This window comes from Ruegeria sp. YTSA135 (assembly GCF_059610165.1).
This window is the reverse complement of sequence record NZ_JBXWNC010000010.1, coordinates 14,716-34,947: the sequence shown is the minus strand read 5'-3', so window position 1 is coordinate 34,947 and position 20,232 is coordinate 14,716. Positions and strand designations below refer to the sequence as shown.

20 protein-coding genes are annotated in these 20,232 nt (G+C 61.1%); 7 read left to right on the top strand and 13 right to left on the bottom strand.

What is annotated here, in order from left to right:
• From AC2FIT_RS14130 to AC2FIT_RS14100, 7 genes are all read left to right on the top strand, one after another.
• Window positions 1-357 carry a hypothetical protein gene (locus tag AC2FIT_RS14130; protein ID WP_496830456.1) on the top strand — a complete coding sequence of 119 codons (357 nt, stop codon included), beginning with the start codon at window positions 1-3 and terminating at the stop codon, window positions 355-357.
• On the top strand, window positions 350-616 hold the full coding sequence (locus tag AC2FIT_RS14125) for a hypothetical protein (RefSeq protein WP_459014625.1): 267 nt from the start codon (window positions 350-352) through the stop codon (window positions 614-616). Before AC2FIT_RS14130 ends, AC2FIT_RS14125 begins: the two co-directional genes overlap by 8 nt.
• Window positions 613-822, top strand: coding sequence for an HNH endonuclease (locus AC2FIT_RS14120; RefSeq protein WP_496830454.1), 210 nt, complete (start codon window positions 613-615; stop codon window positions 820-822). Before AC2FIT_RS14125 ends, AC2FIT_RS14120 begins: the two co-directional genes overlap by 4 nt.
• A complete protein-coding gene (locus AC2FIT_RS14115) occupies window positions 809-2,473 on the top strand; it encodes a DEAD/DEAH box helicase (protein ID WP_496830452.1) in 1,665 nt (554 codons plus the stop codon). The genes AC2FIT_RS14120 and AC2FIT_RS14115 overlap by 14 nt, the downstream gene beginning before the upstream one ends.
• A 118-nt stretch (window positions 2,474-2,591) precedes the next feature.
• Window positions 2,592-3,527, top strand: coding sequence for a 3'-5' exonuclease (locus AC2FIT_RS14110; RefSeq protein WP_496830450.1), 936 nt, complete (start codon window positions 2,592-2,594; stop codon window positions 3,525-3,527).
• A gap of 98 nt (window positions 3,528-3,625) precedes the next feature.
• On the top strand, window positions 3,626-6,178 hold the full coding sequence (locus AC2FIT_RS14105; RefSeq protein ID WP_496830448.1) for a PD-(D/E)XK nuclease family protein: 2,553 nt from the start codon (window positions 3,626-3,628) through the stop codon (window positions 6,176-6,178).
• On the top strand, window positions 6,175-9,552 hold the full coding sequence (locus tag AC2FIT_RS14100) for a UvrD-helicase domain-containing protein (RefSeq protein WP_496830446.1): 3,378 nt from the start codon (window positions 6,175-6,177) through the stop codon (window positions 9,550-9,552). The genes AC2FIT_RS14105 and AC2FIT_RS14100 overlap by 4 nt, the downstream gene beginning before the upstream one ends.
• Before the next feature lie 133 nt (window positions 9,553-9,685).
• On the opposite strand, the gene AC2FIT_RS14095 is transcribed toward AC2FIT_RS14100, so the two are convergent.
• The 13 genes from AC2FIT_RS14095 to AC2FIT_RS14035 are packed head-to-tail and all read right to left on the bottom strand — an operon-like array spanning window position 9,686 to window position 20,136.
• Window positions 9,686-10,753: a TrbL/VirB6 family protein gene (locus AC2FIT_RS14095; RefSeq protein ID WP_496830445.1), complete on the bottom strand. Its 1,068-nt coding sequence runs from the start codon at window positions 10,751-10,753 to the stop codon at window positions 9,686-9,688.
• 12 nt (window positions 10,754-10,765) lie between these two features.
• Window positions 10,766-11,176, bottom strand: a complete 411-nt coding sequence (locus tag AC2FIT_RS14090; protein ID WP_496830443.1) for a hypothetical protein — start codon at window positions 11,174-11,176, stop codon at window positions 10,766-10,768.
• On the bottom strand, window positions 11,173-11,367 hold the full coding sequence (locus tag AC2FIT_RS14085; protein ID WP_040182603.1) for a DUF4177 domain-containing protein: 195 nt from the start codon (window positions 11,365-11,367) through the stop codon (window positions 11,173-11,175). The genes AC2FIT_RS14090 and AC2FIT_RS14085 overlap by 4 nt, the downstream gene beginning before the upstream one ends.
• On the bottom strand, window positions 11,364-12,350 hold the full coding sequence (locus AC2FIT_RS14080; RefSeq protein WP_496830440.1) for an ATPase, T2SS/T4P/T4SS family: 987 nt from the start codon (window positions 12,348-12,350) through the stop codon (window positions 11,364-11,366). The genes AC2FIT_RS14085 and AC2FIT_RS14080 overlap by 4 nt, the downstream gene beginning before the upstream one ends.
• Before the next feature lie 4 nt (window positions 12,351-12,354).
• Window positions 12,355-13,734 carry a TraB/TrbI/VirB10 family type IV secretion system protein gene (locus AC2FIT_RS14075; protein WP_496830438.1) on the bottom strand — a complete coding sequence of 460 codons (1,380 nt, stop codon included), beginning with the start codon at window positions 13,732-13,734 and terminating at the stop codon, window positions 12,355-12,357.
• Entirely contained in the window at window positions 13,731-14,426 is a 696-nt protein-coding gene (locus AC2FIT_RS14070) for a TrbG/VirB9 family P-type conjugative transfer protein (RefSeq protein ID WP_496830436.1), read from the bottom strand. The genes AC2FIT_RS14075 and AC2FIT_RS14070 overlap by 4 nt, the downstream gene beginning before the upstream one ends.
• A gap of 2 nt (window positions 14,427-14,428) precedes the next feature.
• Complete coding sequence (locus AC2FIT_RS14065; protein WP_074647028.1) at window positions 14,429-15,082, bottom strand: VirB8 family type IV secretion system protein; 654 nt, start codon at window positions 15,080-15,082, stop codon at window positions 14,429-14,431.
• A gap of 16 nt (window positions 15,083-15,098) precedes the next feature.
• On the bottom strand, window positions 15,099-15,908 hold the full coding sequence (locus tag AC2FIT_RS14060; protein WP_496830649.1) for a type IV secretion system protein: 810 nt from the start codon (window positions 15,906-15,908) through the stop codon (window positions 15,099-15,101).
• Complete coding sequence (locus AC2FIT_RS14055) at window positions 15,908-17,062, bottom strand: lytic transglycosylase domain-containing protein (protein WP_496830433.1); 1,155 nt, start codon at window positions 17,060-17,062, stop codon at window positions 15,908-15,910. The genes AC2FIT_RS14060 and AC2FIT_RS14055 overlap by 1 nt, the downstream gene beginning before the upstream one ends.
• Window positions 17,052-17,219: a hypothetical protein gene (locus AC2FIT_RS14050; RefSeq protein ID WP_009815545.1), complete on the bottom strand. Its 168-nt coding sequence runs from the start codon at window positions 17,217-17,219 to the stop codon at window positions 17,052-17,054. Before AC2FIT_RS14050 ends, AC2FIT_RS14055 begins: the two co-directional genes overlap by 11 nt.
• Window positions 17,216-19,591 carry a VirB4 family type IV secretion/conjugal transfer ATPase gene (locus AC2FIT_RS14045; protein ID WP_496830431.1) on the bottom strand — a complete coding sequence of 792 codons (2,376 nt, stop codon included), beginning with the start codon at window positions 19,589-19,591 and terminating at the stop codon, window positions 17,216-17,218. Before AC2FIT_RS14045 ends, AC2FIT_RS14050 begins: the two co-directional genes overlap by 4 nt.
• Window positions 19,581-19,859: a VirB3 family type IV secretion system protein gene (locus AC2FIT_RS14040; protein WP_008327373.1), complete on the bottom strand. Its 279-nt coding sequence runs from the start codon at window positions 19,857-19,859 to the stop codon at window positions 19,581-19,583. The genes AC2FIT_RS14045 and AC2FIT_RS14040 overlap by 11 nt, the downstream gene beginning before the upstream one ends.
• Window positions 19,852-20,136 (bottom strand): TrbC/VirB2 family type IV secretion system protein, encoded by a 285-nt coding sequence (locus AC2FIT_RS14035; RefSeq protein WP_496830647.1) that lies wholly within the window; start codon window positions 20,134-20,136, stop codon window positions 19,852-19,854. The genes AC2FIT_RS14040 and AC2FIT_RS14035 overlap by 8 nt, the downstream gene beginning before the upstream one ends.
• Between the last annotated feature and the right edge of the window lie 96 nt (window positions 20,137-20,232).

The following is a 20,232-nucleotide window of genomic DNA, read 5'->3' as shown; positions in this document are numbered from 1 at the left end:
ATGAAGGCCAAGCAAAAGCTTCGGGGCGTGTCCCTTCTTTCGGCGATCTTTGGTGAGCTGTCGCAGCAGCTGCCTGAGGGTGTTGTGTCGACCGAAGAGCTGCTCGGGGCAGCCCAGAAGCTGATCGAGTTGTCGAAGCGGGAGTACGTGACTGACGGGCATCCCGACCAACGGCGCCATCAGGGATACTATTCTTACGATCTCTGTACAGCGTTCGATAAATTCCAAGGCCGGATACTCGAAACGGAAACTGGCTTGATGGCAGATCCGCTTGCGGGCCGTGGTGGAAGAAATGGTTTGAACGAACTGCTACTTGGCAGTCAGGAAGATATGATTTTGGAGGAAGTTTATGGCTGAGTACAAAGCAGCATCCGCCCTGCGAGAGCATATGCTCGAGGGCAACCCTGTCACACTTTTGGAGGCCATTCTGCTCTTTGGTGTGCGAAATCCGAATGCGGAATTCACACGCATAAAGAAAGATCGATTTTTGATTGAGTCACGAGAAGTGCCAATGGCGAACGTTATTCGTCGGATCAACGAATACGCGGTCTGCAAGGTACCCGAAGATCTCCCATACAAGGAGATCCAGCTGACCGAGTACTGGATCAAGAAATGAGACGGGCGTTCACACCTCGACAAAGGCGCATCCTGCGGATGCTCGCCGGCAGCCTCTGCAAGAACTGCGGAGCGGTGCTGGATGCGGGCTTCCACGCGGATCACGTGCGCGCGCATTCGAGGGGTGGACCGACGACATTGGAAAACGGGCAGGCGCTCTGTGCGACGTGCAATTTGAAGAAAGGCGCAAGCAATGACGACTATTAATCTGAGACCCTGGCAGGCTGCCTGCGCCAACAAAGCCATGGATTGGCTTCAAGCCGGCGATGACCGCCATTTCCTTATCAATGCTGCGCCCGGAGCGGGCAAGACCATATGCGCGTCTGTCATTGCCCAGCGTCTTCTCGATGCGGATATGATCGACCGAGTCATCGTTATCGCGCCACGAAAAACCGTTGTGAACCAGTGGGGTGACGAATTTAAGTTTGTAACAGGGCGCTCTATGCTCAAAATCACTGGTGCCGATGAGGAGCCGGAAGAATACGGTGCTGATCTGTGCGCAACATGGTCTGCTGTGCAGGGCTCGCTGGATGGCCTGCAGGCAGTTTGTCGCAAAGATCGGACGCTCGTCATCTGTGACGAGCATCACCATGCCGCCGTTGAGGCAGCCTGGGGCGATGGCGCAAACGGGGCGTTTGCCGATGCGACGTTCGCTCTGATCCTGACGGGAACACCGATCCGCTCGGACGGCAAGGAGTCTGTCTGGCTGGCCTATGACGATCAGGGACAAATCGATCATCCGGAAGGTGGATCTTACACGCTCACCTATGGTGAGGCGGTTGACCTTGGATACTGTCGGCCAATCACGTTCCACCGCCATGAGGGAAAGTTTTCCGTTACGCTGGAGGATGGCGAAAACATCAGTGTTTCAGGAACAGAGGAGACGCAATTCTCCGACGGTCTGAAGCGCATCAAGGGTCTCCGGCAAGCGCTGGATTATTACAAACTTGCCTGTACGCCCAAGTACCTGCCATCAGGCGTAGCAGATCCGGTTTCGTACCAGGCGAACCTGCTACAGTGGTGCATCGACAAGTTGAACGATCTCCGGCTGCGGATGCCAGAGGCCGGCGGTCTCGTCATCGCCCCGAATATTCTGGTCGCGGAATACATGGCCGAGCTTCTCGAACTGCTCGATGGCGAAAAGCCTGTGGTAGTTCACAACCGGGTCACAAACCCGGATGGCAAGATTGCAGCGTTTCGCAACAGCAAGAAACGTTGGTTGGTGTCGGTCGCTATGGTCTCAGAAGGGGTCGATATTCAGCGACTTCGCATTATGGCCTATCTTCCAAACGCTCAAACGGAGCTCTCTTTCCGCCAGGCCATGGGGCGCGTTGTTCGGAACTTTGGACCGCAAGACGATTCCCGCGCCTACGTTGTCATGCCGACGCATCGAGTCTTCGAGGAATACGCCCGTCGGGTTGAGGCAGAGATGTCGCCGGCAAAACAGCGCCCCTCAGACACACCAGACACCAAGGTGTGCCCGGACTGCGGCGCGGAATGCCCGAAGGACGCCACATCGTGCCATGTGTGCGATTCAGAGTTTCCGGTTCGCCCGTCGCGCATGAAAACGTGCGGTGAATGTGGGGCTCTTAATCCCCTAAGCGCAAAAGATTGCCAGTCATGTGGTGAGGGGTTTGGACACGACTTCGAAATCTCTCTCAATGATGCGCTGCGCGTGGGGGCCATCATCCGTGGCATGGATCTCGATGAGGAGGAAGTCCAGGAAGGCGAGGCCATCCGGGATGTGTTCCGGAAGGGCGTCCTCAGCAGCGGCGATGACCAGCTGATCAAGATCCTCAAGCTTTTGCCAGAAGAAAGTTATGGCCGGCTGGCCCGCATGTTTGAGGATAACAAGTGATGCGCTTCTTCCTTCAAACCACCCATCGGTGCGCTCAAGCGTTACTGCGCGGAAATGGAGCGATTGGCGAGGATGCTCCGTCGGTGCATGGGCACGGCAAATGAATCGAGGTATTTTCATGAATGATTTCAGTCACTTTTCTATTGCTGCCGAAGATGTGGTGCAGTCGGACGTCCAAGCACGCACCAACGACTGGCGCCTGCTTCGACGGCTGGCATTGCCAGTAAAGCTGAACGATTCCCGCGGCGGCCCCGTGAAGCACGCCCTCGTCCTAGATGTCGAAACCACCGGTCTCTCGCATGATGCGGATGAAGTTATTCAGCTCGCCATGCTGCCGTTCACCTATGAGCTCGACACCGGGCGCATTCTCGAGATCGACCATGATCGAGCCTTCGAGGGCCTTCGTGAGCCAAGTGTCCCGATCTCAGACGAAGCCAGTCTCATCACCGGGCTGACCACTGAAATGGTCACAGGTCGGACGATCAACGGGTCCGTCGTGGAGGCCCTAGTCGCCGATGCCGATCTGATCATTGCGCACAATGCCAGTTTCGACCGGGTCATGGTCGAGAAGCACTGGCCCTGCTTTGCGGAGAAACCGTGGGGGTGCACGCTTACGAGTGTCGACTGGCTGCGTGAGGGCTTCTCCGCGGGCAAACTCGATTACCTGGGCATGCAGTTTGGCTGGTTCTACGATGGACACCGGGCCCTGGCCGATTGCGAGGCCTGCCTTGCGCTGCTTGCGCAGGAACTACCTCAATCGGGCCAGCGCGTGATGTCTGCTGTCCGGGACGCGGCTCTGCAGGACGAATTTCTTATTCGGGCAGTAGATGCACCCTACGATGAACGGTTGAAACTGAAAGAACGCGGTTATCGCTGGCGTCCGGCGGAACTCCCGCATGGCAAGGTTTGGTGGACGATCACCGCTGATCCCTCGGCTGAGATCGAATGGCTCCGGTCAGAGGTGTACGGCCGGGACGCCAACGTGCCGGCATACAAAGTGACGGCGCTGAACCGTTTTTCTGGGCGGCTCTGGCAGGAGGTGACATCAAGATGACAGTGCAACTCCGTTCCACCCTGGTTGTCCACGGCCGTCACGCCATGAGGGAAGCCCACCTTGCAGCGGCCCGCGCGGGCCGCCACGGTCTTCAGGTTATGTCTTTTGAGCAATTAGCCGTCCGGCTAGCGGGCGGCTTCATTCAGCACATCGATGAAGAAAGTCTTCGAGCCGCCGTCCAGGCTGCTTTGCCGGTGACCACTTTGGGCGAGCTGGAGAGCATAAAGGACCTCCCGGGCATGATCGACGCCGCTGCCGACACGCTCCATAAAGCCTGGCGCGCCGGCATCGAACCCGCGGCGCGTGCGGCTGAACATCTGCGCATTGACGCCATTGCAAGCCTTGAAGAAGCCGTCCTCCGTGAGCTTCCGCCCGGAATGATGCGCCCTGTCGACATTGTCGCGGCCGCGACCGACCGCATCAAGCATTCGCCCGCCGTCCTCGGCCCAATTGAGATCGTCGGTCTCACCGAACTGTCGCCCTGTTGGCGGCCGCTGCTTGGTGCGCTGGCGGCACACGTGCCAGTGCAATGGACGGCAGGACCGCGGAGCGTTCCTGCGTGGTTGGAGGCTACTGGCGTCAACATCTCGCAGGCGCCTGCGGATGTGCCAGGCATCGGTGCCGTGAGTGCAGCGACAGCCTACCATGAAGCGGTCGAGGCCATGCGTTGGGTGCGGTCGCTTCTCGCTTCGGGCGTCTTGCCATCGGAGATCGGCATCGCCACCGCGTCGCCCGCTGACTATGACGACCACTTTCTGGCCCTGCGCGCGGACTCCAATATCGACTTGCACTTCGTCCACGGCGTCAGGGCGATCACAACGCGTGACGGGCAGACGGCCGCTGCGCTAGCCGATATTGTCGTGCGCGGACTTTCGCAGTCACGTTTGAGGCGTCTGGCCACCCTTTGCCGGGACTCCGGTCTCCTCGAAGCCTTGCCCAAAGGCTGGCTGAGCATCCTGCCGACAGATGCGCCCCTCTCAACGCCAGTTGCCTGGGATCGTCTATTGAAAAAGCTGATGCCGGAACAATGGTCTGATGACACGGATCACGCGCCGGAACTCCGCGTTGCGGTCGAGTTACTTATGAAGGGGTCCGATTCTGTGGAGGAAATCGGCGAGGCCTTTCTCAAGGGGCGAGCGCTCGCGATCTGGCGCAAGTCGCTGCTTGCGGGATCGGCTGCAACGATTGATGCAACGATCGAGACCTTGAAGCAGGATGATGGACTGGAAGCCTGCGTCTCCGTGGCTTGGATGCCAGCAAGCGCGCTCGCGGCGTCGCCTCGCCGCTTCGTTCGTTTGCTTGGGCTGAACTCCTCGCGCTGGCCGCGTGGTATCGAGGAAGATCGACTGATCCCTGAGCATATCATCCCTACCGATGTGCTTGATCCACTTTCCGTGAACCTTGCCGACCGGCGGGATTTCGAGACGATTCTCACGACAACCGACGGCGAGGTCTGCCTTTCGCGCGCCCGACGCGACAGCGACGGACGACTGCTGGGGCGCAGCCCGCTGCTCGATGGGCACGGCGAGGAAATCTACCTCCGCCGCAACTCAGTGCCGGAGCATTCCTTCAGTGAAACCGACCGTTTAATGGCTCGGCCGCACGAGTTCGCGTCCGACCCGCAAACTGTCAGCGCTCGAGCATGCTGGCGCGACTGGCAAAGCCCGGAACTCACAGCGCACGACGGACTCATTCGAGCGGATCATCCCCTCATTCAGGCGATCCTAGACCGCACTCAGTCAGCTAGTTCGCTTCGACGCCTGCTGCGCAACCCGCTTAGTTTCGTATGGATCTACGCTTTTGGATGGCGAGAACCTCAAAGCAGCACCGAGCCACTGGTGCTCGATGCCCTCGGCGTGGGCGACCTGGTTCACATGATCCTCGATCGCGCCCTGCGCGACCTGGAGGCCGCGGGGGGGCTTGCATCTGCCGACGCGGGAACGATTAAATCTGCTGTGGATCTGGCGACACAAGCAGTCGCAGGGCATTGGGAAAGCGATCGCGCTGTGCCGCCGCCAATCATCTGGGGACGAACTCTGGATGACGCGTGCTTGCTCGCCGCCAGCGCTCTGACTTACGGCGACGATTTTTTTCCGGATGCTCGCTCTTTCGGCGAAGTTCCCTTCGGTGGCTCTGAGCCGAAGTCCGAAGTGGCGTTGCCATGGGACCCAAGCGCGCCCGTCACAATTCCCGATACAGGGTTCAAGATCGCCGGCTACATCGATCGACTGGATCTTTCAGGCGACGGCAAGCGCGCGCTTGTCCGCGACTATAAGACCGGTCGTACGCCACGAGATGACAAAGGGTTGGATGGGGGGCGCGAGCTTCAGCGCTGCCTCTATGCGTTCGCGGTCAGGGCGCTTCTGGGCGAAGATGTCGAGATCGGCGCTTCGCTTCTCTACCCTCGCGAGCCGATCGACCTCCAACTCAGCGACCCGGAAGCCGCGCTCACTGAGATCACGGGCTATCTTCGAGCGGCAAGGGCAAGCCTTGCAAGTGGCGCAGCGCTTCCAGGCCCCGACACAGGGGGGGCGTTTGATGACCTTGCCTTCGCTCTGCCGGCTAACGCTGGTGCCACCTACAGCAAACGCAAGCTAACCGCAGCAACGGAACGGCTGGGCGAAGCAGCTCGGATTTGGGAGGCAGAATGATGACCAATATGCCCAAGATTCTGAAGGACGATGAGGCCCGTCGCCAAGCTATTGTCCTCCATGACAGGTCAATCCTTGTCGAGGCTGGCGCGGGCTCGGGCAAGACTGCCATCATGGCTGGACGCATTGCCGCCATGCTGGCTGAAGGGATTCCACCACGCTCGATCGCTGCCGTGACCTTTACTGAACTTGCCGCAAGCGAGCTGCTTTCTCGTGTCCGTGAGTTTGTCACTGACCTCTCAGACGGCAAGATCCCGGTCGAACTGCAAGCAGCGCTGCCCAACGGGCTGTCAAAGGTGCAGCACGAGAATCTTGCCTTCGCAAGCGCCGCGATCGACGAAATCACCTGCTCGACCATCCATGGCTTCTGTCAGCGCCTAATCAAGCCCTATCCGGCCGAGGCTGACATCGATCCCGGCGCCACCGTGATGGATCGCAATCAGGCCGATCTGATCTTTTTCGAGATCGTTGACAGCTGGCTGCGTGAACACCTGTCCGGTGATCAGGACGGTGTGCTGGCCGAAATAGTTTTGCACAGCCCACGCGAAGCCGTCGGGCTCGTCCAGAAAATAGCCGAAAACCAGCGGCGTCGCCGCACTCTCGCGTCGCCGTCAGTCACTCCGCTGGATCGTCATCTGGCCGCGTTCCAGACGGTGACCGCGGATTTCGCGGCCTTCCTACGGAGGGAGCAGGTGACGGAGCCCGAAACGGTGGTGATCGCAGAGCGGCTGGTAGAGATGGCTGCCGCGCTTGCGGCCGGGCCTGATCCCGAGACTCCTGCCGGCCTAATCCACATCCTGACCTCGCGTCCACACCCGGATCTATCCACCAGAGCCGGGTCCTTTCTCGCGTACCGTAAGAAGGGAAAATGGGCTGCCGCGGCAAAGCAAGCTGGCATGTCCAAAGCTGATGGTGATCGGCTCAACGACGCAGCTGACGCTCTGTACGTTGCCTGCTGCGATGCTTGGACTTCAGCCGTTCAGGCGACATCCAGTCAGGTTCTGTCGAGGCTGATCGATGAGGTGCGTCCTATTCTGCATCGCTATCGCGATCATAAACGAGCGAGCGCCCAGCTCGACTTTGATGATCTGATCTTCTCTGCGCGCGATCTTCTGCGCGACCATGACGACGTCCGCCGCGCTCTCGGGAAGCGCTTCGTGCATATCCTTGTTGATGAGTTCCAAGACACTGATCCCCTGCAAACCGAGATCTTCTGGCGGCTATGCGGCGATCCGGTCGACGCCAACAAGGACTGGACCCAAACCGAGATCCGTCCTGGAGCGCTATTCCTGGTGGGCGATCCCAAGCAAGCGATCTACCGATTCCGTGGCGCCGACGTCGGCGCTTACTTGCAGGCTCGTAATGCCTTTCATGTCCAGAACCCAGACAGCCTCTTGTCCATCGCCACTAACTTCAGGTCCTCTGCTTCAATTCTTACCTTCGTGAACGAGCGTTTCGAGGCTGTTCTCTCGTCCAATGGACAACCCGGATTCACCGCCCTTGATCCGTTTCATGAAAATCGCAATGGCGACCTGTGTGTGGCTGCCATTGACATCGCTGTGGCCGACGAAAACGGTAAGGCAAGCGCAGAGGAGCAGCGTGATGCCGAGGCAGATGCGATCGCCGATTTGTGCGCGCGCCTAATCGGAGATAAACCCATTGTCGACCGCCGCAGTGGGGCAGAGCGCCCCTGCCAGCCGGGAGACATTGCCCTGCTGGCACCGACAGGCACAGAGCTCTGGCGCTATGAAGAAGCGTTGGAGCGCCGCGGCATCCCGGTGGCGACCCAGGCCGGAAAAGGCCTTTTCCGACGGCAAGAAATCCAGGATCTGATCGCACTAACTCGAGTCCTCGCCGATCGCCGCGACACGCTGGCACTCGGAGCACTGCTACGTGGGCCTCTGATCGGACTGACTGAAGAAGAGCTCCTTGATGTAGTTTGGGGACTACCCCGCTCCGAAGAAAACCATGATCGAATTCCGCGCCTCCACCTCGGCGTTGACCCCGCCTTCATCAATCATCCGCTTTTGAGCGAGGTGTTCGAAAAACTGCAGTCACTCTACCGGCGTGGAAACACGACGACACCGCATGAACTGCTTTCGCAGGCTGTGGACGTATTGAGGGTCCGTCCGGTTCTCCTCAACCGTCACCGGGGCCAAGCCGAACGCGCTCTTGCAAATGTGGATCTATATCTCAGCCTGTCGACTTCTTATGCAGTGCGCGGTCTGCGAGCATTCGCCGAAGCGATGACAGCGGCATGGTCTGACGAGGCGCGGGCCGTCGAGGGACGGCCCGATGCGCAAGAGGAAGCCATCTCACTCGTCACAATGCATTCTGCCAAAGGTCTCGAATGGCCGATTGTAATTCCGGTCAATACAATGACGGCAGCAAAGGCGCCGGACAGCGCAGTCATCGACCGGGAGACAGAGACGTTCTATTGCTCTGTTATGGGCGTTCATCCCGCCGGACATGAAGCGGTGTACCAGGCCGAAAAGGACGAACTGGACCGCGAGCGCGTCCGGCTCTGGTATGTCGCCGCCACTCGCGCCCGTGAAATGCTTGTCCTGCCCCGGCTCGACACGAAACCCTCCAGGTCGGCCTGGGCTGGTATCGTCGATCTGTTGCTTTCCGAGCTCCCTGAACTGGACGTCTCCTATCTGCCTGCTGAGGTGCCTAAAACGGGTGGTGAAGTTGGTAATGTCCAGACCCGCGCTGTATTCGCAGCCGAAGCCGAAGCCATTGCTGGAATACAAACACGACTTACGTGGCTTGCGCCCAGCCGGGACGAAAGCGCATCCGGGAAGGTGCTGCGTGAGGAAGAGGCTAAGCTCTGGAAAGGCACTGCTGACGAACTGGCGACAAAGATGGAAGCTGAGCCTCCGGTCCAAGGGGGACGCGAGCGCGGCCTCATCCTTCACAAGCTCATGGAAGAGGTTCTGACTGGTGAAATAGATGAGACTGAGGCCGCCATCGCCGAAAGGGCTGCTCAACTCATTCACGCGCTCGGTAAATCCCCTGTCGCCGATGCGGCCAAGGGGTTGTCGACCCAGGAACTGACGGGATCTGTCGTCCGGACCTTTGCGCTGCCCGAAATCGCGGCCTTGCGACCAGGTCTCTTGGCGGAGTTTCCTGTCTATGCCGCGCAGGCGAGCGATGGGGCTGAGATGGTGACGGTCGGCGTCGTGGATGCCTTGACGCTCACACCCGAGGGCCGTCCTGCCGTCGTGGTGGACTGGAAGAGCGACGTGGCGCCGGATGCTGAAATGCGCGAACACTACCGAACACAGGTACAGGCGTATCTCGAAATGACTGGTGCTGAGCGCGGACTGATTGTGCTGATGACTCCAGGGATGATAATCTCGGTGACGTCTTAAAAGATATCGGCCAGCACTTAGAGTAGCTAATGGAAACACCGGCTTTTTTGAATTGGCTAGACGAGGCAAATGGCCGCTCCGGTGAAGTTGCACCGCAGCGCTTGAGGACATCGTCAACGACCGCTCTGGGCCGTCACCGTCGCCCAAGCCGTCCCAGTCTTTCTAGCTGAGCTAGCATTTTGGACCCAGAGTCTGCGGCTCCTGCGGAACCCGTCTGCCCCATCCCTTGCCTCACGGGCATCTGCTGCACGCCAAAGAACTGCCGCGCCCTGAGGGCTGCGTATTCTGCGCCGCTTGCGCCTCCGATCAGATAGCGGTTGTAGGCTTGCTGGCTTCCCATGGCGGCGCGGGCGAAACTGTATCCGCCACCGAGGCCTCCGGAGAGGGCAGGCATCATGATGTTGCCGGAGATCGCGCGGACAATGAAGGGTGTTGCGATGATGAAGCCCTTGGCCATGAGGACCATCATGAAGAATGGGATTAGTGCGCCGATGTTTGAGGCCCCTTCGGGGTCGCCTAGTTCGCCGATGAGCGCTGAGGAGACGCCTGTGATCGTTGCGAACACGCCTGCGACGACAATGGGGTAGAGCGCAAAGGAAATCAGCGCCGACAGCCAGCGCGCGAAATAGTCCTTGGTCACCTCGAAGAGGGTCAGGAAAATCATCACCGGGGCGATCCCGATCAGGAGCGCGATCATCAGGCGGGAGGCCACGAGGATGAAGGCGGCCAGCCCGCCGAGGATCGAGAGCAGAAGAACACCGACGATGTCGAGCATGGCGCCAGCCATCCAGTTCAGCTCGGACCCGGCAGCGTTCAGATAGTCGCCCAGCTCCGCGATCAGCCGGTCGAATTCCTCCGCGAAAGTTCCAGAAGGCCCCGGGCTGCCGCCGCCGACGGAGGCCACGAGCGCGCCCGCTATACTGTCGATCCCATAGAGAATGGCAGACGAGAACGCGTTGAACTGCATCCAATTGGTCGCGAATATCCCGATGAGCCCGATCTTGACCGCGAGCCAGAATGCCGTGTGCCCATCCATGGCCCGATATTGATAGATCATGTTGATGCCGACGAGGATCACCACCAGCGTTGTCCCCAAGACCAGGAGCGTGCCGACCGTTGCCGCAACCGCACCAAACTGGGTCTCAGCGGCGGTGTCGAGATAGGCTTGGGAGGTTTCAACGAAATAGGTGACGACGCTCATCGCGGGGCTGCCTTACCAGTTGCCCGCGGCGTCGCAGATGGCCTTGGCGGCAGGGCGCGCGGCGTTGGCGCGGCGGTTGTAGGAGTCCGAAGCTTGCAGCATCTCCCATCGTTCGTCGCTCGCGTACCTCTCCTGAAACACAGCCTCGGCAGCGTCCCAGGACGGGAACCGCGTCTCGCAGTCGCAGCTGCCGGTCTCGACGATGCGCTCGAGGTTCTGGGCGCGATAGATGTCCTGAACCAGAACCCGCTGATAGGCTTGGCGCAGGGGGATCTCCTGCATCCAGACGGGCTCGGCGGGCCGGTCCGGACAGACGTCAAGGCTGCGATCGAGGGTTGGCACCAGGTTGCGCTCGGCAACGGCGAAGGTAGGCGTCAGGCTTAGGGCCAGCGCGGCCAAGGCGAGGTGCTGCGCCTGCCTCATGCCGTGGCTCCAGCGGGTGTGGTTTCGCGTTTCAGGAAAACGGTGTGTCCCACATTGGCGAATTCAGAGGAGCTGATTGACACCACCTCCCAGCCTTCTGCACCTTTGGCATTCAGGCTGGCCTGCATGTCGGCAAGGCTGGTCTTACGAGTCATGGGAAAGGACAGGATATCGTATTCAAATGTCTTCATGGGGAAGTTCCAATCTCAGTTGCGCCGGGGAGGTAGAATTCGGTGATGCCGCGGCGGCCGTCATGGCGACCGGCCTGGATGATCACGTCGATGGAATTCTCGATGTATTGGATCATGTCGGCATAGGTCATGGGGATCTCGGTCTTGAGCGCTGCGATTGCGAGACGCTGCACGGCGAGTTGCGGGGTTTCGGCATGCAGCGTGGTCATGGAGCCGCCATGGCCGGTGTTGATGGCCTCGAGGAAGGTCATGGCCTCCTTGCCGCGCACCTCGCCCAGGATGATCCGGTCGGGGCGCATGCGCAGCGTGGCGGTGAGAAGCACATCGGCGGTCTGGAATTCCGCGTCACGATTGGCGATGAGGGTCACGGCATTTGGTTGGGTCGGCAGAAGCTCGGCGGCTTCTTCGATGGTGACGATGCGTTCCTCGGCCGGTACGTGAGAGAGGATCTTGCGCGCGGCCACGGTCTTGCCGGTGGAGGTGCCGCCCGAGACGATCATGTTGAGTTTGTTCTCGACGCAGAAGGCGAGCGCATCATCGATCAAACCCGCGGCCACCACTGCGCGCAAGGCACGCTTTTTTTCCACGCGCAGGTCTTCGAGCTTGCGCTCTTTTCCGAAGAGGAAATCGAGCGCAATGCCCTCGAGTGGCAGGCTTGAGAAGAACCGCAGGCTGATCGACATGGCCGAGAGCACGGCGGGCGGGGTGATGACCTGTGCGCGGATCGGGCGCCCCTTGTAGGTGATCGAGACCGAGACGATGGGGCGGTCCTTGCTCATCGTTGTATTGGCCGAAGAGGCGATCTGGTTGCCGAGGTCCCTGACCTGAACGCCCGTCAGCCTCTGGTCCAGCGCGCGCATGAAGTGATCGCCTTGGAATTCGCCCCAGCAGCTGCCATCAGGGTTGATGCAGATCTCGATGACATCGTCGCGAGCGGCGGCGTCGATCCGGTCGAGCGAGGTTTCGAGATAGCTTAGTGACATGGGCTCAGAATATCTCCAGATCGCGGTCGACCATGACCGTGACGCGGGCGCCCTGGTCGACATAGATGACGGGGCCGATGGAGAGGTAATCGCCAATGACGCTGTCCGTGGCATCTGCCAGATCATCGCCCACGTCTTCGAGCACGTCCGCGGCGGTTTCGTCCTGCACATTTGCAGCGGCGGCGCTTGGCGCGGCGGAGATCAGGGAAATCAGTGCAGCCGAGCCAAAGCGCTCATCAAAGCGCGTGTCCACGAAGCCGGTGACACCGGAGCGGCCCAGTTCATCGCCCCCAAAGGAGCTGATCTGCACGGTCTGGCCCGCGGGCAGGATGATCCGATCCCAGGCGATGGTGACGCGGCGCTGCGCGATATCGACGCCCGCGCGGTAACGCCCGATGAGACGCGATCCGCGCGGGATCAGGAGGCGCGTGCCGTCGACGCTGTAGACATCCTCGGAGACCACGGCACGGGTCTGGCCGGGCAGCGAACTGTCGAGGGCGGTTTCCATCACGGCCTGGATCATGGTGCCCTGTAGAATCGTGTTGGAGGGATTGGCGATCACCTCGGCCTGCGTCACGGTCGAGGGCAGCGCGCCGTTCAGCACGAAATCTGTCACCTCGCCAAAAGTGCGTTCAGTCAGAGCCGTTTCATTCGCTCCGGAGGCACCGCCAAAAGCGATCGTGGGCGAGGTGATGCGCCGCTCCTGGAAGGCGCGTTCCTCCGCGGCGCGGCGCACCAGCTCGGCCATGCGCCGGGCTTCTTCCTCGCGGCGCAGTCGCTCTTGCTCGCGTGCGCGCAGCTCATCTTCCGTGGGGCCCACTGGCGCGGGTTGCGGTCGGCTGGCCTCGAGTTGGGCCAGTTCCAGATCCATGCGGAGTTGCTCAAGGCTGCGATCCCGCGCCGTCAGTTCGTCCTGAAATCGTTGCTGTGCGGCTTCCGAGGCGGCTTGCAGCGCCGCGATCTGGGCGGTCAGCGCGTCGATCGCCTCTGCGGCGGCGGTGTCTTCCTCGACAACTGGTTCAGGGGCGTTGCGCAATTCCTCGATCTGGGCCTGCAGCGCGGTGATCTGCGCCAGAAGCTCCGCGTTGGGCTCGACTGGATCCGGTCCGACGAACACAACCTCGGGCTCGGGCGGGGGCAAGGTCTCGATAGCGCCAAAGCCGTCCCCCTCGTTTTGGAAGACGTCCGGGGTGGCCGTCGGCAAGGCTTCCTCTTCGTCGGGCTGTGAGAGGAGATAGAGCAGGGCACCACCTGCGCCGATGACGAGGACCACGATCAGCGCGAGAAGGGGCGACCGGCGCTGCGCCACCTTGGGGGCGCGGGCACTACCTTTCTCAAGGGCGGCGAGGCGTTTTTCCAGCTCGGTGTTCTCGGTCTCGCTCATGAGGCGGCCTCCGCGGGCGGGATCGCCTCGATGCAGATCACCTCTTCGCCAAGTCGCAGGACCCATTGGCGGTTTACGCCGCTGACGCGGATCACGCCGTCCTCAGGGGTTTGCGTGTTGACCGTGCGTTCACGGCCGCCCGCGTAGCGGAAGATCGCGGGCACAGGCGCGTTTCTTGGAAACGCGAAATACGTGAACGTCCCGTCATCCCAGATGCGCGTTGGCGTGAACTCGGTCCGCGCGCTGGCGCCGTAGTTGTAGTTCGGGGCTTGGGCGGCGATGGCCCGGGTCGGGCGCGCATCGTCCTCCGGATAGCGGAACTGCACCACGTAGAAGGTTGGGCTGCGGACCTCCTGGACGTTGAAGTAGTAGCTCCGGCGGTTCGTATAGACTGTCACATTGGTATGCACCCCGCGCGCCACAGGCTTGATCGCGAAGGCCTGACCGCCCGGGACGCCGTCGATCTCGAAGCCCTCGGTATCGCCCGCGATGATCGAGCGGATGCTTTCGCCCTCGCCGAACTCGATGGTGGTCACATGGGTGAGCGACACGCTGAGACGGTAGACCTGACCCTCCTGGTAGGTGGCCAAGCGCACTCGGCTGTCGTTGGGACCGCCACGCGGGATGGCTTCGGCAGAGGCGAGGCCGGGCAACAGGGCAATGACAAAAATAAGCGATCTGATAAACAACAACGTCAGTTCTCCAATCTGTCGGAGCGGATGGAATATTCGAGGACGGTGAAGCCGAATGGATTGGTCCAGACCTCATCGATGGAGCGGCGGGTCTCCGGGCGGAACTCGAAGAGAAGCGTCGCAGTGAAGAGGCCGGTCTGGGTGCCGTTAATGGACGTCAGGCGCTTGCGCAGGCGGACCGTCGCGCGGTTGGTTCCGATCCGGTTGATGCTGAGGATTTCTACGTCGAGCCGAGCATTGGGGCCATAGACCGTCGGCGGGTAATTCTCGTTGGCGCTGTTCCAGATCTGGCGCAGCCCGCTCTCGGCAGCTCCGTCCGAGCGGCGCAGGACGCTGCGGATGCGCAGGTCGTTGTCGAGCTGGTTATAGACCTCCCGGTCGGTCACATAGCGGAACACCTCCGCCTCGATGATCGCCTGGTTGGCGGTCACCGAGGAGGCGCCCACCGAGGCTTCGGGGAGTGCAAAGCCGGTGGCGGGATCATAGGGGACAACGACGGGGGGCGGGTCGACATCGAGGATCGAGACAGCTGCCGCGCTCAGACAGCCGATGATGCCGAAGACAAGGCCCATCAGGCCAAGACGCTGCCAAAGCCGTTCACGGCGCAGGGCACCGTAGACCAGCTCTTCCTCGATGATCTCTTGTTCACTCGCCACGCGTCACACCCCGCACTCACTCGGCCCGCAGCTCGGGCAGCGTGAAATCCATGAAGCGCTGCTCCTCGGCGATGGTGGCGGCATCGATCACGCCGCCGGTGCCATCGCCCACGGTTTGAATCGCTTCCAGCTGCCACATCGCCACGAGGGCGATGGCCAATTCAGCTGTCACGCGCGTGTTGAGATCGACGCTTTGCTTGAGCTCTTCCATGTCGTCGATGAGCCCGACAAGGCGGTCGACCCGCTCGAGCGATTGGCCGGCATCTTCATAGCTGTTCTGGGCGGCGGCTGAGACGAGTGCGCCGGTTGTTGCCTGCGTGGCCACACGGTTGGCCCCGGGATTACCGCTGGTGGCCATTTCCGAGAGCGTGTCTTCATCGAAGCCGAGATCGGCCAGCACCCGGTCCATCTGGGTTTCGATTTCGTCTGCGCCGGAGCCCGAGAGGCCCGAGAAATCCCCAGTCTTGATCGCCTCAATCGTGGCGAGGATTTCCCCGAACTCCTGGTCGAGCAGACCGTTCAACTCGTCTTCCATTTCCGTCCGGATAATTTCGGGAAGCTCGGCAAGTCGGGTGAGCGCTTCATAGGTTCTTTGCAGCTCCGCGAGTTGATCCGTGAGTGTGGCAAGCTGTTCGCGGAGCTGCGTCAGCTGCTCGTTTTGCAGGATCTCGTCTTCGATCATCTGCCGCAGCTGCTGGATGTTTTGCGCGATGTTCTGGGTGTCGACGACCGGTACACCTTGTGCTGCGGCAGGGGGTAGGGCGCTGAACTGCAAGCCAACGCCAAGTGTCGTGGCCAAAGCTGTCCTCAAGAGCAGATGTCCCATCATTCAATCTCCCTGATCGTAAAATCCATGAACGCGCCTTCGGCCATGCGGGCGCTGGCCTGGGCCAGCTCCTCGGCAGAAAGGACGCGGGTGCGTGCCGCCTGAAGCCGGATGCGTGCAGCGACGAGGCGCACGAGTTCGGCGCGGGCATAGGTGTTGAGTGCGATGCTTTCCTGCACGTCTTCAGTCTCGGAAATCCGTTCGACGATGTCGGAAATGCGCAGGGCGGCTTGGCGGATCGCGGCTGGTGAGTTGCTGCCATAAAAGGCCGCCCCATGACCCGTGAGCGAGAGGTTGGCATTGGCGAGAAGCGCCGGATCGATCGTGCCAAGCGCATCGATCCCGCCGATACGGCTCAGATAGAGATTGTAGCGTTCAGGGATGACCGACACGTAGTGCTGGGTCTCGCGGAAGGGTGGCACGCCGCCATACTCGAAAACCCGGCCGGGTCCGGCGTTATAGGCCGCGAGGGCGTTGATGATGTTGCCATCGAATGTGTTGAGCTGGGTCGCGAGATAGCGCGCGCCGCCATGCACCTGCAGATAGGGGCTGTCGTAATATTCCGGGTTGATGCCGAGATCGCTGGCCGTCCCAGGCATGATCTGGGTGAGACCATAGGCGCCGACGGGAGACCGTGCCCCAATCGTAAACCGGCTTTCCTGCCAGATCAGCGCTTGCAGCAACGCGCGCCACTGGACGGGCGAGAGCCCTGCGCGGCCAACACCCGCAAAGCCGCTGGTCTCCTGGGCGACCCGGATGATGAGCTGCTCGATGTTCTCAGACGCATCCCCGAACATCTGCGCACCGCCGCGATTGGGATCGATCTCGCCCGTGCCATAGACGGCTTCCACGGCGCGGTCGGGATCGCCGCTGCCGCTTTCCAGCCCCGAGATCATAGCCGGCAGGCCCTGACCGCCGAAGCTGGTCTGGGCATCGAGGATGCGTCGGAGGGTTTCCAGCTGCTCCCGTTCGATCTCTGCGATGAGTTCGCGCACTGCAAGCTTGTCGGCCTGAACAGCTAAGTCTGCCTCGCGATCGCCGGTCTCGACGATGTCACGCGCGGTCAGCCTACTGTCATTGGTCGGCACGCCTTGAGACAAGGCGAGACCGGGCAGCAGGCAAAACGCGAGGATATGAGGCAGGCTAGACTTCAACGTCGCCCTCCGGCGCGCCGAGCGGTGCGAAGTGGCAATCCTGGGCTGTCGCTGCCGTCGAGGCGAGAAAGGAAAAGCAATTGGCCTGCGGCTCCCGATACTGGGTGCAGGAGGCCAGCGCGCCGAGCGCAGCCAAAGCGATAAGAATACGGATCATGAAAGCCTCCAAAAATCTGGGCGGTCGCGGTAATCGGCGCCGACAAGCGCTTCGCCCTTTTCCATGCCGCCAAGGATGGTGAGATTGGGTCCAAGCGCGCTCAGATCGGCATCGACGACGATTGAGCCCTGATCGTCACGGATCAGTGCGAGGCGGCTGTTGCTGCCCGTGTTGAGAAGGACGTCGAGCTCCTTCTCCGTGAGGTTCAGCATGGCGTAATCCGCAGGCTGCGCACGGATATTGGGCAGCAGGATCTGCGTCGGCACCGCCTCGATGATGGTCTTGCCGGTCCGGGTGCGCTCGAGCTGGCTGGCATATTGCGTCATCATCACCGCGACGGTGTTCTGCTTGCGCGCGGTCACCAGCCAGTTCGACAGCCGCTCGGCGAAATACGCGTTGTCGAGCGCCTTCCAGGCCTCGTCGATCACGATGATGGTGGGGCGGCGGTCCTCGATCTCGCGCTCGACCCGGCGGAAGAGATAGGAAAGAACAGCCATGCGTTCCTTCTCGGCCTCGCTGTCGAGAATACCGGTGAGATCGAAGCCCACCACATCGCCTTCGAGCGAGAAGGTGTCTTCCAGCGTCTGCCCGAAGATCCAGCCATAGCGGCCCTCTTCGGTCCATTCGAGCAGGCGCTGGTGCAGATCGCCGCCATCATCGGTCGAAACGAACAGCGATGCGAAATCCCGCCAGTTCCGCAGGGCGGGGTTCGTAGCCTGCGCGTTCTGACGCACGACCTCCTGGATGCGGTTGGTCTGCGCAGGCGTCAGCGGCTTGTCTGCGCGATGAAGCAGAGTGGCGAGCCAGTCCGACAGCCAGGCGGTGCCACGCGCGTCAATTTCCGTCCACAGGGGATTGAGCCCGGTGGGCTGCCCGGCGTTCAGGGAGGCGTAGCGCCCGCCATTGGCGCGGGCCGCCATCTCCATACCAAGACGGTAGTCGAAGACGAAGATCCGCGCCCCTGCTCGACGGGCTTGCGTCATGAGGAATGCAGAGAGCACCGATTTACCCGATCCGGGCCGTCCCATGATCAGCGTATGCCCGCTGGTCGGTTCTTTTTCGGGGCTGCCCTGCTCGTGATAGGAAAACCGGTAGGCGCTTTGCTCGGGCGTGGGCAGATAGGTGATGACCTTGCCCCAAGGGGTTTTCTCCGCTGGTTTGCCGAGCTGGGTCCGATGAAACGCCGCGAAATCCGCGAAGTTGCGATTGGTGATGGCGCTGGCACGGACGCGCTTGGGCTGATTGCCGGGATGCTGGCTCAGGTAATGGGCCTTGGCCGCGACGCGCTCGCCGATCATCTTCACGCCTTCGGCGGCGGCGGCGTTCACGATCTCGGCACTGAGTGTTTGCAACTCGTCCAGCGTGTCACAGAAGATCGTCACCACCATGTGGTGTTCACCGAAGCTCTGGCGTTTAGCCTCGAGGTCATCGGCGGCGATGTCGAGCGCTTCCATGAGCGACAGGGCGGCATCCTGGCTGGCTTGCATCTGACGCTTTTGCCGCTTGATCCGACCCGCCATGAGGTTCGAGTTGATCGGCGTGAAGGAGTGCGTGACGATCAAGTCGACCGGCAGGTTCAGCATGTCGAACATGGTGCAGGAGGTGGCTTCGGAGTATTCCCCGATGGTGAAACTTTTACCGTAGCGGTGGCCCACGACGCCCTCGGAAAGCTCGAAATGGTCGCCGTGAAACGTCACCCTGGTGTTGGCGACATTGAAGGACAGGAAGCCATAGGTGTTGGCTGGATAGAGCGGCAATTCCTGGCCTGTGTTGAGTGCCCCGAAAAAGCCGATCAACTCGCCACTTTCGGAAGTCAGCACGCGCGGGTTCAGCTCCGTCAGGCCTGACAGGAACACGCTCACGGCCTCACCCAGACGACGCAAACGCTTCTGCGTGGCCTCCTTCAGACGGTCCGGCGCGCTTCGGTTCAAGAACGGCAGGACGCTTTTGGAGGGCGGGCGATGGATGACCGTGAGCGTCAGGGTTTTGTCGCGCAGTCCGCTGTTCTCGAGTTTCGAGCGCCAAAGCCGGTCAACTTCTCCCGCAAAACTGACCTCGCGCACGGGCTCGAGGTCCGGTGTGATCGCCTTGGAGACTTTGTGGACATAGTAGCTGAATTCCGGCCCCAGCTGCGCGATGATCCGGGCGAAGAGCGCGGTCACCTTGTCGAGATAGGCATCATCTGTGGCGTAGCTGTTGACTCCATCGAGCCGGATGCACTGGAAAAGCTCGTTCACCCGCGTCCGCACGGTGCGGTCATTGACCAGGCTGACGTAAGGTAGCATATGCGCAAGGCGGGTTTCACGGGCATACCAGTCCGGCGTCATCGTGCGGAGATCGAGTGCTTCATCCGGTGCTGTATTAGGGCGCATAGCTGTCCCCGCCGTGGATAGAGCGGTTCCGCGTGGGCGGGGTTTCCTGCAAAGCCGTCATCATCACGTCGATAAAGCGCGGATCCCAATCCGCGGCCTTCCAAAGCACCGGGTAGAGCAGGGCGGCCACGCCCAGCACCGCGATATGCTGGACCCAGACGAACAAGAGCACCGAGCCGAAGAGCCAGACCATCGCATACATGATGGGCAGGCCCAGAAGCTTGGGCGGCCGCACGAGGCCGAGAAAGAGGGGCGAGCGCTCAGCCACCGGCGAAGACCGCGGCAACAATGGTGGGAGCGGCAGCAACACCGGCGATGCCGACAAGCACCCAGAGCGCCTGGCGGAGATCGATAATGTTGAAGAACCAGCTCAGGAAGACGCCCAGAACGGCAAGCGTGGCGATGACGACGCCAAGCGGGCCGGTCAGCGCATCGACGATGCCTTGCAGCAGGCTCTGGATTGGGGAGAGGTCGATGCTTTGCGCGAGGGCCGGTTCGGCAATGAGCAGGAAGAGCGCCAGTGTGGCGACGAATAGGTTAGAAATCCAACTTGTTTGGAAAAAGCGGTATCGCCAATGCACTGCCGCGCTGCGCGCTCTCGTGACATTGGCGATAAGTGTTTTGAGGAATGATTTCCAAAA